We start from the raw sequence: 16,132 nt of genomic DNA, 5'->3' as shown, positions 1-16,132 counted from the left end.
TTTAAAACTGACACATAAGTCAAACTTAATTGTAAAGTATTGTAAACATTAATGTATATAAATTGTCTTCTTTAAATTGCCATTTTCAGTTCGCCAGGCGGCACTATTCGTTACCATTAAATAGGTTAAAGTTTTTGCAAGCTGTATGAAAAATTTTCTGGTAAAAGCCCCTTTTGAACCCACAGGTGACCAGCCTAAAGCAATTAAGCAGCTTGTGGAAACTATTGAAGCAGGAAACCGTTATCAGACCCTTTTGGGTGCAACTGGTACGGGAAAAACTCACACGATCGCAAGGGTGATTGAGAAAATAGGTAAACCGACTCTTGTTTTGGCGCATAATAAAACTCTCGCCGCACAGCTTTGTAATGAGTTACGGGAGTTTTTCCCCGAAAACGCGGTGGAATATTTTATCAGTTACTACGATTATTATCAACCAGAAGCTTATATTCCCGTTACCGATACTTATATAGAAAAAACGGCTCAAATTAATGATGAAATTGATATGTTGCGACATTCCGCAACCAGGTCTTTATTTGAACGTAAAGATGTAATAGTTGTTGCTTCAATTAGTTGCATTTACGGTTTGGGAATGCCTTCGGAATATTTAAATGCTGCAATTCCATTTCAAGTGGGGAGGTCAGTAGACCAGCGGGAAATACTTAGAGACTTAGTATCAGTTCAATACAGCCGTAACGATATAGAAATGGGTCGAGGAAAGTTTCGGGTTCGCGGTGATGTTTTAGAAATTGGTCCGGCATACGAAGATAGAATTATTCGTATTGAATTTTTCGGTGATGAAATAGACGCTATTCGTTACATTGATCCGGTTACGGGTGAAATTCTGCAAAGTTTGACAGCAGTAAATATTTACCCTGCGCGTCATTTTGTCACACCGCAAGATAGGTTAGAAGTAGCTTGTGCGGATATTGAAGCAGAATTAAAAGCCCGTAAAGCAGAATTGGAAGCAGATGGCAAGTTATTAGAAGCCCAACGTATAGACCAACGTTGTCGCTATGATTTGGAAATGTTGCGCGAAGTTGGTTATTGTAACGGTGTAGAAAACTATTCGCGTCACCTTGCAGGGAGGAAACCAGGGGAACCACCAGAATGTTTAATTGATTATTTCCCCAAAGATTGGATGTTGGTGATCGATGAATCTCACGTTACTATTCCTCAAATTCGCGGGATGTATAATGGCGACCAAGCGCGAAAAAAGGTTTTAATTGAGCATGGTTTTCGGCTTCCTAGTGCTGCTGATAATCGTCCTTTAAAAGCCGAAGAATTTTGGGAAAAAGTTAATCAATGTATATTTGTTTCCGCAACTCCTGGTAATTGGGAATTAGAAATTTCTGAAGATAATATTGCTGAGCAAATTATTAGACCAACTGGAGTAATTGACCCAGAAGTGATTGTACGTCCTACTGAAGGTCAAATTGATGATTTATTAGGCGAAATTAAAGATCGAGTAGACCTCAACGAAAGAGTGTTGATTACTACCTTAACCAAGCGAATGGCTGAGGATTTAACGGAATATTTAGAAGATAGCGGCATTCGTGTTAGATATCTGCATTCCGAGATTAATTCGATTCAAAGAATTGAAATTATTCAAGACTTGCGCGATGGTGTGTTTGATGTATTAGTTGGGGTTAACTTGTTAAGAGAAGGTTTGGATTTACCGGAAGTTTCTTTAGTAGCGATTTTAGATGCTGACAAAGAAGGATTTTTGCGTGCTGAGCGTTCTTTAATTCAAACTATTGGTAGAGCTGCACGTCATGTCAAAGGACAAGCCATTTTATACGGCGATAAAATGACCGATAGTATGATAAAGGCGATCGACGAAACCGAGCGTCGTCGAGGTATTCAAATGGCACATAATAAGATGCACAATATTACCCCGAAGTCAATCGTCAAGAAGAAATCCAGCAATGCAATTTTATCTTTCTTAGAAGTGTCACGACGCTTAAATTCACAAGATTTGCAAGTGGTAGACGAACACGTTGATGAAATACCTTTAGAAAATATTCCGCAATTAATTAATAAATTAGAAACCCAGATGAAAGAAGCTGCTAAAAATCTCCAATTTGAAGAAGCGGCAAAATTTAGAGATAGAATCAAGCATTTAAGAGATAAGTTGGTGGGAAGGTGATTAAGTTAGGAGTGAGGAGTTAGGAGTTAGGAGTGAGGAGTGAGGAGTGAGGAGTTAGGAGTTAGGAAAATACCAATTACCAATTCCCAATTCCCAATTACCAATTTTCAAGCTAGGAGTTAATTATGAATTCAATCGCGTTAAATATTCCTAAATTAGATACTCAAGGGTTTAAAGAACTATGTTCAGCAAATGAAGATTTGCAGCTTGAACGTGCATCTACCGGAGAAGTTATTATTATGGCACCGACTTATCCTTGGACGGGAAAGAAAAATTCTAGTATCACCGCTTTACTATGGTTATGGAATGATAATACTAATTTAGGAATTAGTTTTGATTCTTCTACTGGTTTTACCTTACCTAATGGTGCTGTGTATTCTCCCGATGCTTCTTGGGTAAGTAATCAAAAATGGGATGAATTAACCCAAAAACAACGAGAAGAAGAGTTTTCACCACTTGCACCGGATTTTGTTGTAGAGTTACGTTCGAGTAGTGACTCGCTCAAAAAGCTGCAAAATAAAATGGCAGAATATATTGACAATGGAGTTCGCTTGGGTTGGTTAATTGACCCCAAAAATAAAATAGTAGAAATTTATCGACCAGGAAAAGAAGTAGAAATATTGAATTCACCCCAAACTGTCTCTGGTGAAGATGTTTTACCGGGGTTTGAGTTGAATTTGATTAAGATTTGGTAGTTTTAATTTTCCCAAATAACTTGAATGTATTGGTTTATAGCATCATATTGGTCTGCCATCCGTGAATATTTTGCTAACTTGTTTTTTTGCGATCGCGATGTTTGTTCCTAGCTAAATACACATTATTCAACTAGAAGTCGGATTTCTATGATACTTGTGTGGCAATACAGATATTCAAAGAAACCCGATTCTTTGTAAATCCCGTAGTTGAAAATACTTATCAAAAAAAAAACAGGTATATTAAAACCTTTAACTGCAAGTCAGTTAGTAAATTATTGCATTAAATGTTGTCCAGTTTACAAAGTATTAACATTAACTACTTCTGATACGGGTATTTCTACTCCTTCTTTAAGACCAAAATGTTTGTCCATCAAAGTAGATACTTGTTCTGCCTGAATTTTGCTGTAGCGAGTTTTATCTGGCATGATCAAGTTGGGTCCTGCTTTACAATTTTTCATGCAGCCCGTACCTTTAATCGCAACTTGGTCTTCTAAACCACGTTCGCTGATCGAAGCTGCTAAAGCTTGACACAGCTTTTGACCACCGCGCTTCATACAGCTAGATTTTTGACACACTAATATATTTTTTTTAACTGATTTCTCTTTCGGCTTCTCTGTCGGGATAGTCTGTACTTCTTCTGGGATTTCCACTGATCTACGAGCAGCCATAACTCGTTCGGCTTTTAATTTGACTTCACCCGTTTTGGTATCATATCTTCTTTCACCTACGACCTGTAACCAAGTGCCAGGGGGTAAACGTAAATCGAAAGCAATTCTTAAATGTTTAGCTAATTTAATATAGCGTTCGCCTTCAGAAGTCGCTAATAGTAAACCTTTGAGCTTGTAACCATCCTTGATTACAAAATCTAAAAATCGCCCTTCAAGACAAAATTCTGACACTTCACTACACTGAGATTTTCCCATGATTATTTAACCAATTTTGTATAACAATCAACAACTGATCCAAAGCTAAAACGGGAGCAAGGATTTACACCCAGATGACCCTCTAATTGTCTAATTACAGATGTCTCGGACGATAATTAAAACATTCCTTAAGAGTAATGATTAGCTCTTGGCGGGAAGCATTTAATTGCCGCATCACACTCCAAAGTTGAATCGCAGCAGCGGTATTAGCAATTTCAACTGTTAAAGGTTGATTAGGACTACACGAACAAGGAATGTGTAATTCCTCCAACCTTTTATAGACTTGCCAACGGTCTGCCCAATTCACCTCAACAACGTGTTTTGTCTGTGACTGCAAATCAAACGATTTCAAGATAGGTACCCTCAAAGTGCAATAAACTTGCAGTAGTTGTTTACAATGCATTGCATTCAACTTTGCAACTCAGTTTCTCTCAAACCATTATAAATTAAATGCAAAGATTTCTCAGTAACTTTTGAAAAAAAATAAAAATTTTTTATCAGTTGACAGTTGACAGTTACCCATTAGCGACCAGGCATTAAAAGGGATTGCAGTGATTTCACGGATTTAATTACCCATTACCTACTCCCTTTTCCGGAAAAATCTGCCAATTTGGCTTGTTAAAACAAAAATACTCGCTATTTTTAAGTAAGTTTACTCAAATCTTATCTGTAAGTACTTTTATTTAAATGTACTTATCAGATTCGTTGATTTGAATGTTCTTGCATTGCTTGCCTAAATCCTAAGTGATTTTGCAGCTATAAGCTTTCAAGTGCAGGCTTTAGATAAAATGGCAAACTCAATTAACTCAATTAAGCAAAAAAAGATGTCAATAAGGTGAGAAAAATATGTTTGTAACTAGTAAAAATTGAGTTAAAAACTCAAAAATCTGTAATATTTTACAGACATCATTTGATTTTTATGGTGTTAAGATATAAAAACGAAGTAATTAGCAAATCAGCGATAATAAGCGAGGAGAACAATGGCTAACACACAAACTTTATTACAAAATTTTGGTCAGGTTTATGATAATCCAGTGTTACTTGACAAGAGCGTTACAGAGCCAGTTTGTGAAGGTTTTAACGTTGTCTTAGCGAGTTTTCAAGCCCTATACATACAGTACCAAAAACATCATTTCGTTGTAGAAGGTTCCGAATTCTATTCACTACACGACTTTTTCAGCGATTGCTATGAAGAAGTGCAAGGTCATGTCCATGAAATTGGAGAACGATTGAACGGACTTGGTGGTGTACCTGCTGCTTCTTTCAGTAAATTAGCCGAATTATGCTGCTTTGAACCAGAATCCGATGGTATCTATTCTTGCCGTCAAATGATCGAAAATGACTTGAGTGCAGAGCAAGCTATGATTGGTGTAATTCGTCGTCAAGCTTCTCAGGCTGAGAGTTTGGGTGATAGAGCTACACGGCATTTATACGAGCAAATTCTTCTCAAAACTGAAGAGCGTGCCTATCATTTATCTCACTTCTTGGCTAAGGATAGCTTAACTTTAGGATTTGTTCAATCTGCTAGTAACTAACATTCTTCTGCTCGAATTAACACAGGCTTTCCTAGATTTTACTGAAGAAAATTTTCCATATAATTCAACTTTTTAATTGATGGCAGAAGATACATCCTTATCTCTCTGTCATTTTTTATTCGCTATTGAGTTAATTTATGATACCTTGGCTCAAGTCTATACTAAATATTAAATTTGATAATTATTCTCATTTATTTTTATTTGATGAATTTTAATTGATATTTTATATTTATAGTAATTTAGTCTTTTTGATTTAATTGTTTCAAGTAATTATTTAAAGTAATTAAAGTAATTAAAAGTATTTCTCAACTTCTTACAACTTCTTACTTAAGTTGTTAATTAAATTCAATCAATTATCAAATTCACTTAATTAGTGAACTACCTACAGTGACGCTTCGCGTACACCGCTTTGCTTCCTGCCCAACAGAAAGCTTCGAGTGGATTTTTTGCGTCCTCCCTTACTGCGACTTACATCTGGGCGACAGGCTTCTTGATGAAGTTGTTCATGGGGGAAACCCCCCGCTCTGCACACTTCATCGCTTTATCCCCCGTTCCAGAGGAGCCAGTGCCATGGGCGGGTTTCCCGACTTGAGGCAACTGGCGTGTCAAAATCCGTAGTCCCTCACAAGAGAGGTTAATGCTTGCGTTAATATCCCTGTCGTGCCTAGTTTGGCAATTATCACAAGTTCAAAATCTTACATCAAGCGGCAAACTTCCGACTTGATTAAGGCAGACATGACAATTCGCTTTTATTTCGTAGTACATTAGATCCAATACGTCCATTAACTGAGGATGTGCATGATTCAATACCACCTGTTCCTAAAACAGAAAATAAACCAGGGAAAAAATAAAAATTGACCGGGGAACGCCGGCCGCCGGTCAGCTTACTGCCCGCCATTGCACGGCGGAGTACCGCTGACTTTGGTCAAGTACTAATAGTCCACCAGATTAATTATGATGGCTTGTAGTTGGAATGCGCGCCCTTAATTTACAGCGCTAAAAGCTGCTAAGCAGCCGCTTCGCTAATGCAACTACGAACCTGTCATAACTAACGTGGTGGACTGAATGAAAATTACTCAAAGTTCGTAGTAAGTCGCTCTAGCCCCTAATTTAAAGACTAAAGTTCTTACTACAAACAACTACTCCCATTTGATCTCAAATCGAGTCTAAATATCAAGCAATTGCAGTTTTCGTGAATTACGGATTAATAACGTGAAAGTAAATTGCCGCTACTAAAATGTTTCCAGCCAGCAGAATAGCGCTAACTAACGTGCGGAAAGGGAAAGGTGCTTTAGCATCCGTTTGAGCAACATCTACACCAACTTTAGCCATAATCGTTCTCCTAAATTTAAGGACTTCTCAACAAATACCAAAAAGATGTCGTTTTTCGCCAAATTCGTTAGAAAGATTTTCATAAAATGCTTAAAACTCGCCAATACTCTAATTTTTTGTCAAGATAAATACTATAGATAGTTGACTATTCGACAGCCGCATGGTACGAACTACGAACTAAAGGACCGGAGCGGACATGAGAAAATCCTAACTGACGTGCTATTGTAGCCAATTCCTCAAACTCTTGTGGTGTCCAATATTTTTGCACGGGTAAATGGTCTAAGGATGGTCGCATATATTGACCGATTGTCAGGCGATCGCACTTTACATTACGCAAATCTTTCATCGTCTCGATGAGTTCTTCGACTGTTTCACCGTGTCCCAACATCAAGCCCGATTTAGTCGGTATGGTAGAGTCAATTTGTTTAACTATTTGCAATACTCGTAAAGAGCGATCGTACTTTGCTCCTCGGCGCACGGGACTTTGTAAGCGTCGCACTGTCTCGATATTATGGTTGTAGCAGGCTGGTTTTGCATCGACAATTACTTTAATCGGCTGCGTTTGTCCGTAAAAATCTGGTGTGAGTACCTCAATTTGAGTTTCACCATTGAGTTGACGAATATTTTCTATTGTTTTGACAAACCAACTCGCACCTCCGTCAGATAAATCATCGCGAGCGACAGAAGTTAAGACTACATAGCGTAATCCTAAAAGCTGTACCGCTTTCGCTACTTTTAATGGTTCTTCCGCATCTAAAGCCATTGGTGCATGACCTTTATCTACTTGACAAAACGCACATGACCTGGTGCAAGTGGGACCCATTAACAGGAAGCTGGCAGTTTTTTGTGAATAACACTCTCCCCGATTCGGGCAACGTCCTTCTTCACAAATTGTGTGAATTTGCCGCTGTTTAACAATCTGCTGAACCGTGGAGATTTCGCTGGCTTTACCAATAGGGCGACGTAACCAAGTTGGCATTGCCGTAATTTCCGATCTAAGAGAAGCTTTTGAAGAAGTCATAGACAACATCTTTAAATAATGGGAATTATCAGTTAACGGTTAACAGTTACAGCATTATATTATGAAGCTCTTGTAAGATGGGCATCCCTGCCCATCCTTGCTGAAAAAATGTATGAAAATGATTTTGCGTGATTTTGAAAACCTTGGGAGACGCGATCTAACACGTCTCTACATTTAAAATTCATACTTCATTGATTCCCAAACCGTTCGTAAATGTCTATGCCTAGCTATACATATATAGACAAAGCTAGACATTTACGTTTGTAGTTTTAGTCCAAAGTCCCAAAACTACAGGCACAAACGGCAGTGCCTCTATCCCATTCATAAAGTTTGGGATTACTTTTCTTGCTATATTTAGACTTCCATTGGTGTCAGCATTGATTGTTTTACCTGTGGATGTCTTATATAAACCACGCTTTACACGTTTGCCACTAAACACAGGTTTAATATCAGATTTTGCTTTGTAGCTAGGTAACGTATCGTTGTCCAAAGCACTAGCTTTACTGGTATAACTCTCTTCTGTTAAAACGACTTCAATGCCAGCTAGTTGCGCTTTGTACGTTAGCAAATTAATCAGTTTTGTATGAGGAATTTTGGTAAAAGCTTGATTATTCTTCTTACCAATATTGATGTCTTGCTTCCACCCCTGGTTGTTGCCTATAATTATTTGACCAACGCTGTTTGATTGACACCAAATAATTACTCTACGACTAACAGTATGGAGGTAATTATCAATTCTTCTATCACGCTTAGTGTTGAGTTCTTTAATCTGTTTCCAAGCTTCAATTGATTGGGATGCAGCTACTCTTTTATTGAAGAATTGGTTAATACTTTTCAACGGTCTACCATTAATCAACAAAGGCTTTATAGCTGGATGATTGGATGTTATAGCCATTAAATTATTAAGCCCTAAATCTATACCTGCGGCATATTTACCTGTTGATTTAACAGTCTGATCAACTGTATAGACAACTTCAATAACATAGTGATTAAGTTTAGGAACAATTCTGACTTGATTTATATTTTTTGCTTTAGTGGGAATTTCAATTTTAGCTTGAGAAAGCTTAATAACTCCTTTGGTTAGAGCAGATTTTGATAAGGCATCTATTGGATAAATAACAATATTTCTGCCATGTTCTTTATGTTTATACCCAGGCATTTTAGGTTTACCAAGATATTTCTCAGGATTTTTAAACCAATCTTTTAACGCAGCTAACCAACCTTTCCAGGCTTCAGAAATTCTACGTACAATCTGCTTACTCACCTTAGTTGGTAAGTATCGGTAAGCTTCTAAGGTTTTTGTTTCATGGTAGATATCGATTGAGTTGTAATACTTTTTAGTTTTAAAAAAATATTGACGTTGTACATAGTTAGCTGCATTGTAAAGATGCTTTGATTGTAAAGCTAAGTAATCGCAATATGACCAAAATCTGTGCTGTCGTCGGATAATATGCTTTTCGACTAATTGCATTTGACTCGACCTTCAAATGTTGTTACACTCATATTATATATGACAGCTTCACCAAAGCAACATGGCTAGAAAAAAGATTTATTCCGAAACTAAGCGCAGGTTTACAATGACTTTGACTCAAACAGCAATTGAATGGCTTGAACACAAACAAATAGAATTGCAAGCTGGAAGTTTGAGTGATGTAATAGAACGTATGGCGCGAAAAAATTACCCAAATCAGTAAGAATGAGTAGCTTTGTCACGCAATTAGCTTACAGCATTATACCCCGATCAACAATCAAAAATAGACTTTGAAGAAATCTATAAATTAAACCAGTAATAACCAGATTGTCATGTTTTATATAACACCTATATAATTGCTATTTTCGCGGGAAATACTCTCCCCCAATCAATATATATTTTGGATATAGTGGGAGAACTCTAGTATGTGTTCTCGGCGAAAACGCTATTTAAACCTAAATTATCTTTTAGAGCGAATCATTGTGGCAAATAATAAAATTTTAGTTATTGATGACACTACAGTAGTCAGGGTAAAAGTACGAGAAATGCTACCTCCAGGGAACTTTCAGGTACTAGAAGCAAAAGACGGTTTAGAGGGACTTAAATTAATCCGTAAGGAAAAATTTAGTTTGATTATGCTGGATTTCCTATTACCAAAAATGAGCGGATGGGAAGTTTACCAAGAAATTCAGTCACAACCAGATTTAAGAAAAACCCCTTTAGTTGTAATGTCAGGACGTAAGGAGGAAGTTACAGAAAAAATTTCTGAACCGTTTGAACATTTTGAATTTCTCAACAAGCCTTTTGACCAAAAACAGCTAATTAGCTCAATTAAAGCAGCAATGGCCAAAGCGAAGCAACCTCGAATGCTACCCGTCGCTGCTGCTGCTGCAAATACGAATGTATCGAATGGAACTAATGGAACTAATGGAACGACATCTGCTGAATATTCTAATTCCGACGCTGAAATACATACACTCAACGAACAAATGGCAAAAATGCAAGCAGAAATAGACGGTTTGAAAAAACAGTTAACCCAAGTAGTCGCTTATATCAAACAAAAAATGAAATAACAAAAGTTTAAACCTAAAATCTATGTTCAATTCTTAGCCTGGTTAAACGGGCTTTTTTATTTTGCAAAAAAATAATAAGTAATAATACTTAATAAATATTTTTGTTATCCAAATAAGATATTTTAATGTTTTTTTCTATTAAGTGATGATGATGCAACTAACTTGACGGGAACAATAGAACTAAGAATGTACTTTAAATCAAAAAAACGAGAAAAAATGATTTTATCATCAGATATATTTCCCGCAATTTGTGGCTATAGCATCATTGAGCAAATTTATTCAAGCAGCCAAACTATTGTTTACAGGGGAGTTAGACGAAAAGACCAAAAACCCGTGATTATTAAACTTATGGGAATTGAACATCCCACTTCCCAACAAATCATCCAGTTCCGACATCAGTATTTTATCACTCAAAATTTAGATGTACCTGGTATCATCAAATCTTACAGTTTAGAAAAATATGGCACAAGCTATGCTTTTGTAATGGAAGACTTTGGTGGAATTTCCCTTGCAGATGAAATGGATAGTTGGAATTACCAAAAAATACGTCAAACTCCTGATTTTCTCAATTATTTTCTCGATATAGCCATCAAAATAGCATCAGCTCTTGAGCAATTACATCATCATCATATAATTCATAAAGACATTAAACCGGACAATATTTTAATTAATCCTATTACTAAACAAGTAAAAATAACTGATTTTAGTATCGCTTCTGTTTTATCTAAAGAAATTCAATTTCTTACCAATCCTGGCATTATAGAAGGGACGTTAGCTTATATCTCCCCGGAACAAACTGGCAGAATGAACCGGGGTATTGACTATCGTAGTGATTATTATTCTCTTGGTGTAACTTATTTTGAATTGCTAACTGGAGAGTTACCTTTCAATCATCAAAATCCCTTAGATTTGATTTACTCCCACATTTCTAAACATCCACCAATTGAGAAAATTATTAGCTCGAAAGCTTCTGAGATTATATCTAATATTATTTGTAAATTGATGGCAAAAAATGCCGAAGACCGTTATCAAAGTGCCTTGGGATTAAAACACGATTTAGAATTATGCTTGAATAATTTACTAAATAATAAAGAAAATCACCAAATTATAGAAACTTTCGAGTTAGCAACAAAAGATATTTCCAACCATTTTATAATACCTGAAAAACTTTACGGTCGAGAAATAGAAGTCCAAGAATTACTTGCTGCCTTCGATAGAGTTATTAATCATCACCAACATCATCTAGAAAAATCAGAAATAGTTAAAGGTGTAGAGATGGTTCTGGTAAAAGGTGATTCTGGAATGGGTAAAACCGCCGTGGTAAATGAAATTTACAAACCTGTTATTAGAGAAAAAGGTTACTTTATTCAAGGAAAATTTCATCAATTACAACAGAATATTCCCTTTTTAGGATGGGTTAAAGCTTTAGAGAATTTAATTGAACAATTATTAAGTGAAAACGATACCCAAATTAAACAATGGAAAGCTTCTATTCTCTCTGTTTTAGGCGACCAAGCCCAAGTAATAATTAATTTAATTCCCGCATTAGAATTGATTATTGGACCGCAGCCTAAAGCCACAGAATTATCTGGGATTGCGGCTCAAAATAGGTTGAATTTTTTATTTCATAAATTCATTCAAATTTTTGCAATTAGAAAACATCCTTTAGTTATATTTTTAGATGATTTACAATGGGCAGATGCGGTTTCTTTGAGCTTTATCCAGCTATTAATGAGTGAGAATCATATTGTCAATAATCTACAAACACAGCGGAATAATTTAGGCATTAAAATACCTAACTTTACATCCACAAATACAAATCAGAATCAAAATCAAAATGCTTTACTATTAATTGGGTCTTACAGAGACAACGAAGTTTCCATTACCCATCCACTTTATTTTACAATCGGAGAAATTGCGAAAACAAGTGTAAAAATCAGTTCTATAAATTTAGAACCTTTAGACCAAAATGATATAGGTATTTTAATCGCTGAAACTCTTAAATGTGAAGTAGATAGTGTTATTGCATTAACACAAGCAATATTTGCTAAAACTAAAGGAAATCCGTTTTTTATTCACCAATTCCTCAAGAGTTTATACAAAGATAAAGCAATTAAATTCAACTATCAAATTGGTCATTGGGAATGCGATGTTGCAAATGTAAGAAAATTAGCTCTTACAGATGATGTCGTGGAATTTCTAGCACTTCAAATCAAAAGGCTACCAACATATAATCAAAAAATACTCAAATTTGCTGCCTGCATAGGCAATAAATTTGACTTACAAACTCTTTCCACAATCAATGAAACCCATCCAAACGATACGATAACAGAGTTGTGGGATTCTGTAATAGAAGGATTAATTTTACCTATTGATAAAAAAAATGATTCATCAAATCAAGATGATCCAACAACAGCATTAATTTTTGATGGCGCTAGCGCCTATGGCGATAATCAAATATCATTAGGTCATTGTAACGCAAGTCAATTCAAATTTATACATGACCGAGTTCAACAAGCTGCTTATTCTTTAATTCCCGAATCAGAAAAACAGCAAATTCATTTAAAAATAGGAGAATTGTTATTAAATAAAACTTCTGCTACATCTTGGGAAAAAGATATTTTTGAAATTGTCAATCAGTTCAATAAAGCTTTGGAATTAATCGACGTTCAGCAAGAACGCAACGAGTTAGCAAAAATGAACTTAATTGCTGGAAGAAGTGCTATCTCATCAACAGCTTATCAAGAAGCATTAAAGTATTTAACTGTTGGGAGAGAACTACTTGTTTCAAATTGTTGGGAAACGGAATATGAGCTAACTTTGGGGTTATATGAAGCCCTAGCAGAGGTTACATATCTAATAAGTGATTTTCCGGCTTCAGAAGAGTTTATAGAAGTAGTGTTGACACAAGCTAAAACACTATTAGAAAAAGTAAAAGTTTATGAAATTAAAATTCAAGTTTATACATCTCAAAATAAACTTGTAAAAGCAATTAGTATAACCCGTGAAATATTAAAAGAGTTTGGAGTTACTTTTCCCGAACAACCTAGTCAGGAAGATATTCAAAAAGAACTTAAAAAAACTGCTGCAATTATTGGAGATAGAAGTATTGAAGAATTAACAAATCTACCTGCAATCACCGATGCAAATAAACTGGCAATCATGCGTATTGCTTCTAGCATGATTCCACCTACCTATATAGCAGATCAGCAATTATTTTCACTGATTGTTTTGTCACAAATTAATCTATCCGTTCAATATGGTAGTAGTTATTTATCGGCATTTTACTATGGATGTTATGCAATCCTATTAAACAGTATTATGGATGATATTGAAACTGCTGACAAATTTGGTAAATTGGCTTTAAATCTAGTAAAAAAATCTGATGACAAAAATATAAAAACTAGAACATTTTACGTTCTTGGTGCTTTTATTGTTCATGGAAAGTCACATATTAAAGAAACTTTACCGCTGTTACTCGATGCTTATCAAACAGCATTAGAAATTGGCAGTTTAGATTTTGTTGGCTATTCTGCAAAAGAGATTTGTCAACATTACTATTTTATGGGTCAAGAACTTACGGCAATAGAACAACAAACACAAAATTATATTAATACTTTAGAAACATTAAAACAATCGACTACATCTAACTGCTGTAAAATATTTCAGCAATCAGTTCACAATTTACAATCAAAAAACGAAAATCCTTGTATTTTATCAGGTGAAGCTTACAATGAAAACCAATCAATAGCTTCAATGATCGAAGCAAAAGATATATCAGGACTTCACTACTTATATTTACATAAACTGATTCTTTGCTATTGGTTTGAAGCATACGAACAAGCTCAAGAAAATGCTACCCAAGCAAAACTATATTTAGCTGGTGGAGCAGGATTTATCTCAATCCCTAACTTCCATTTTTATGAATCTTTAACAGCTTTAGCCTTATATTCTCAGGGAGAATCAGAACAAGAAAATTTACTTACCCTAGTCGAAGCCAATCAGATAAAGTTAAAAAAATGGGCGTATTATGCTCCCATGAATTATTTACATAAATTTTATCTGGTAGAAGCCGAATTATATAGAGTTACAGATCAATACCTTGAAGCAATAGATTGTTACGAACTTGCTATTAGTGGAGCTAAAGAAAACGAATATACCCACGAAGAAGCATTAGCTAACGAACTTGCTGCTAAATTCTATTTGAAATGGGGTAAACAAAAAATAGCCAAAGCTTATCTTGATGACGCTTATCATGGTTATATTCGTTGGGGTGCAAAAGCTAAAGTAAAGGATTTACAAAAACGCTATCCTCAATTACTTAGTCATATTCTTTTACACAAAGAAACAGATTTTCATCCCCAGGAGAAAATTTCTGGAAGTAAAGCTACACGTCTACCTGAAATTAGTAATCGTAAAAGTATTTCTGGTTCTAACAGTACTATTTCCGCATATTTAGATTTAGAATCAGTCATTAAAGCTTCTCAAGCACTTTCCGAACAAATAAAATTAGAAGATTTGCTTTCTACATTAATGGAAGTAATTACCCAGAATGCAGGAGCTTCCAAATCTGCCTTAATATTAAACAAAAATACTAAATTAGACTTAGAACTTACTGCAATTAGTTGTAATTCTAATACCTCTTCCATTTTCACAGAATTACCATGTATTCCCTTAGAATCTAGCACAACTGTTCCAGTAGGTTTAATCAATTACGTCAAACGCACTAAGGAAACCATAGGAATAGATGATACTACAATTCCAAACTTTTTACTTGCTGATAGCTATATACTCAGCGAAAAACCCAAAAGCATATTGTGTATCCCAATCATTAATCAAGGCAAATTATTTGGAATTCTTTATCTTGAAAATAAGTTGACAGCAGGAGTATTTACTCGTAATCGCATAAAGTTACTGAATTTAATTACTAATCAAGCTGCAATTTCCCTTAAAAATGCAATACTTTATAATAATTTAGTAGAAGCCAAAGAAGATTTGGAACATTACAATCAAAGCTTAGAGGAAAAAGTTGCGCGGAGAACCCAAGAAATTAGTGATAAAAATCAAATTTTGAAACAAGCTTTACAAGACTTACAAAGTACCCAATCCCATTTGATTCAAACTGAGAAAATGTCAAGCTTAGGGCAAATGGTAGCGGGAATTGCCCATGAAATTAATAATCCAGTAAATTTTATTCATGGCAATATTAATCATGCTAATCAATACGTTAAAGATTTACTCGATTTGATTGCTATTTATCAGCAAGAAAATACAAATTATAACTCTATTGTTGCCAAAAAATCTTCAGAAATGGATTTAGATTTTATCATCGAAGATTTACCCAAACTTCTCAAATCAATAGAAATAGGAACTTCACGTATTCGTACAATTATTTTAGGTTTACGTAATTTCTCTCGCTTAGATGAAGCAGAAATAAAAACCGTGGATATCCATGAAGGAATAGAAAATACTTTGATGATTTTGCAACACCGATTTAAAGCAAAAGATAGTCGTCCAGAAATCCAAATCATTAAAGAATATGGACAACTATCTCAAATTAGTTGTTATCCAGGTCAACTTAATCAAGTGTTTATGAATATTCTTAGTAATGCCATCGATGCATTAGAAGATTCACAAACAAACCATCAAACAAGAGAAAATTTGATAATTCGTATTGTTACAGAAATCCTCAATTCCAATACAGCAAGAATTCGCATTTCAGATAACGGTTCTGGAATTGAACAAAAAGTAAAACGGAGAATATTTGACCCGTTTTTTACTACTAAACCTGTAGGAAGTGGTACGGGATTGGGTTTATCAATTAGCTATCAAATTATTGTTGATAAACACAAAGGTCAATTAATTTGTAATTCCACAGTGGGAGAGGGAACTGAATTTATAATTGATATACCGATGCAGTTGTGCCATCAATAAAA

At 35.2% G+C, this 16,132-nt stretch carries 11 protein-coding genes; 6 read left to right on the top strand and 5 right to left on the bottom strand.

Features of this window, described 5'->3' with window-relative positions; translation table 11 throughout:
- The first annotated feature begins 145 nt into the window (after positions 1–145).
- On the top strand, positions 146–2,146 hold the full coding sequence (gene uvrB / locus IQ247_RS00895) for an excinuclease ABC subunit UvrB (RefSeq protein ID WP_193915931.1): 2,001 nt from the start codon (positions 146–148) through the stop codon (positions 2,144–2,146).
- 125 nt (positions 2,147–2,271) lie between these two features.
- A complete protein-coding gene (locus IQ247_RS00890; protein WP_193915928.1) occupies positions 2,272–2,841 on the top strand; it encodes a Uma2 family endonuclease in 570 nt (189 codons plus the stop codon).
- A gap of 296 nt (positions 2,842–3,137) precedes the next feature.
- On the opposite strand, the gene IQ247_RS00885 is transcribed toward IQ247_RS00890, so the two are convergent.
- Entirely contained in the window at positions 3,138–3,764 is a 627-nt protein-coding gene (locus IQ247_RS00885) for a (2Fe-2S) ferredoxin domain-containing protein (protein ID WP_193915925.1), read from the bottom strand.
- Between the two features lie 94 nt (positions 3,765–3,858).
- Positions 3,859–4,116, bottom strand: coding sequence for an Asr1405/Asl0597 family protein (locus tag IQ247_RS00880; RefSeq protein ID WP_193915922.1), 258 nt, complete (start codon positions 4,114–4,116; stop codon positions 3,859–3,861).
- Between the two features lie 628 nt (positions 4,117–4,744).
- Between IQ247_RS00880 and dpsA the strand changes: the two genes are divergently transcribed.
- Positions 4,745–5,299, top strand: a complete 555-nt coding sequence (gene dpsA, locus IQ247_RS00875) for a DNA starvation/stress protection protein DpsA (protein ID WP_193915919.1) — start codon at positions 4,745–4,747, stop codon at positions 5,297–5,299.
- 1,197 nt (positions 5,300–6,496) lie between these two features.
- On the opposite strand, the gene IQ247_RS00870 is transcribed toward dpsA, so the two are convergent.
- The 3 genes from IQ247_RS00870 to IQ247_RS00860 form a co-directional block, all read right to left on the bottom strand.
- A complete protein-coding gene (locus IQ247_RS00870) occupies positions 6,497–6,631 on the bottom strand; it encodes a photosystem I protein PsaX (RefSeq protein ID WP_193915916.1) in 135 nt (44 codons plus the stop codon).
- A 145-nt stretch (positions 6,632–6,776) separates the two neighbouring features.
- On the bottom strand, positions 6,777–7,652 hold the full coding sequence (gene lipA / locus IQ247_RS00865; RefSeq protein ID WP_193915913.1) for a lipoyl synthase: 876 nt from the start codon (positions 7,650–7,652) through the stop codon (positions 6,777–6,779).
- 247 nt (positions 7,653–7,899) lie between these two features.
- Positions 7,900–9,123 carry an RNA-guided endonuclease InsQ/TnpB family protein gene (locus IQ247_RS00860; RefSeq protein WP_193915909.1) on the bottom strand — a complete coding sequence of 408 codons (1,224 nt, stop codon included), beginning with the start codon at positions 9,121–9,123 and terminating at the stop codon, positions 7,900–7,902.
- 61 nt (positions 9,124–9,184) lie between these two features.
- Here IQ247_RS00860 and IQ247_RS00855 point away from each other — a divergent pair, with 61 nt between their 5' ends.
- The 3 genes from IQ247_RS00855 (at position 9,185) to IQ247_RS00845 (ending at position 16,130) form a co-directional block, all read left to right on the top strand.
- Complete coding sequence (locus IQ247_RS00855; protein ID WP_193915906.1) at positions 9,185–9,346, top strand: hypothetical protein; 162 nt, start codon at positions 9,185–9,187, stop codon at positions 9,344–9,346.
- A 259-nt stretch (positions 9,347–9,605) separates the two neighbouring features.
- Positions 9,606–10,196: a response regulator gene (locus IQ247_RS00850; RefSeq protein WP_193915903.1), complete on the top strand. Its 591-nt coding sequence runs from the start codon at positions 9,606–9,608 to the stop codon at positions 10,194–10,196.
- A 186-nt stretch (positions 10,197–10,382) separates the two neighbouring features.
- On the top strand, positions 10,383–16,130 hold the full coding sequence (locus IQ247_RS00845; protein WP_228059373.1) for a protein kinase domain-containing protein: 5,748 nt from the start codon (positions 10,383–10,385) through the stop codon (positions 16,128–16,130).
- Positions 16,131–16,132 lie beyond the last annotated feature (2 nt).

It is taken from the genome of Plectonema cf. radiosum LEGE 06105, assembly GCF_015207665.1.
Classification (GTDB): Bacteria; Cyanobacteriota; Cyanobacteriia; order Cyanobacteriales; family Nostocaceae; genus Rivularia; species Rivularia radiosa_A.
Note: the sequence above shows the minus strand (reverse complement) of the source record. Positions and strands in the feature narration are given on the sequence as shown.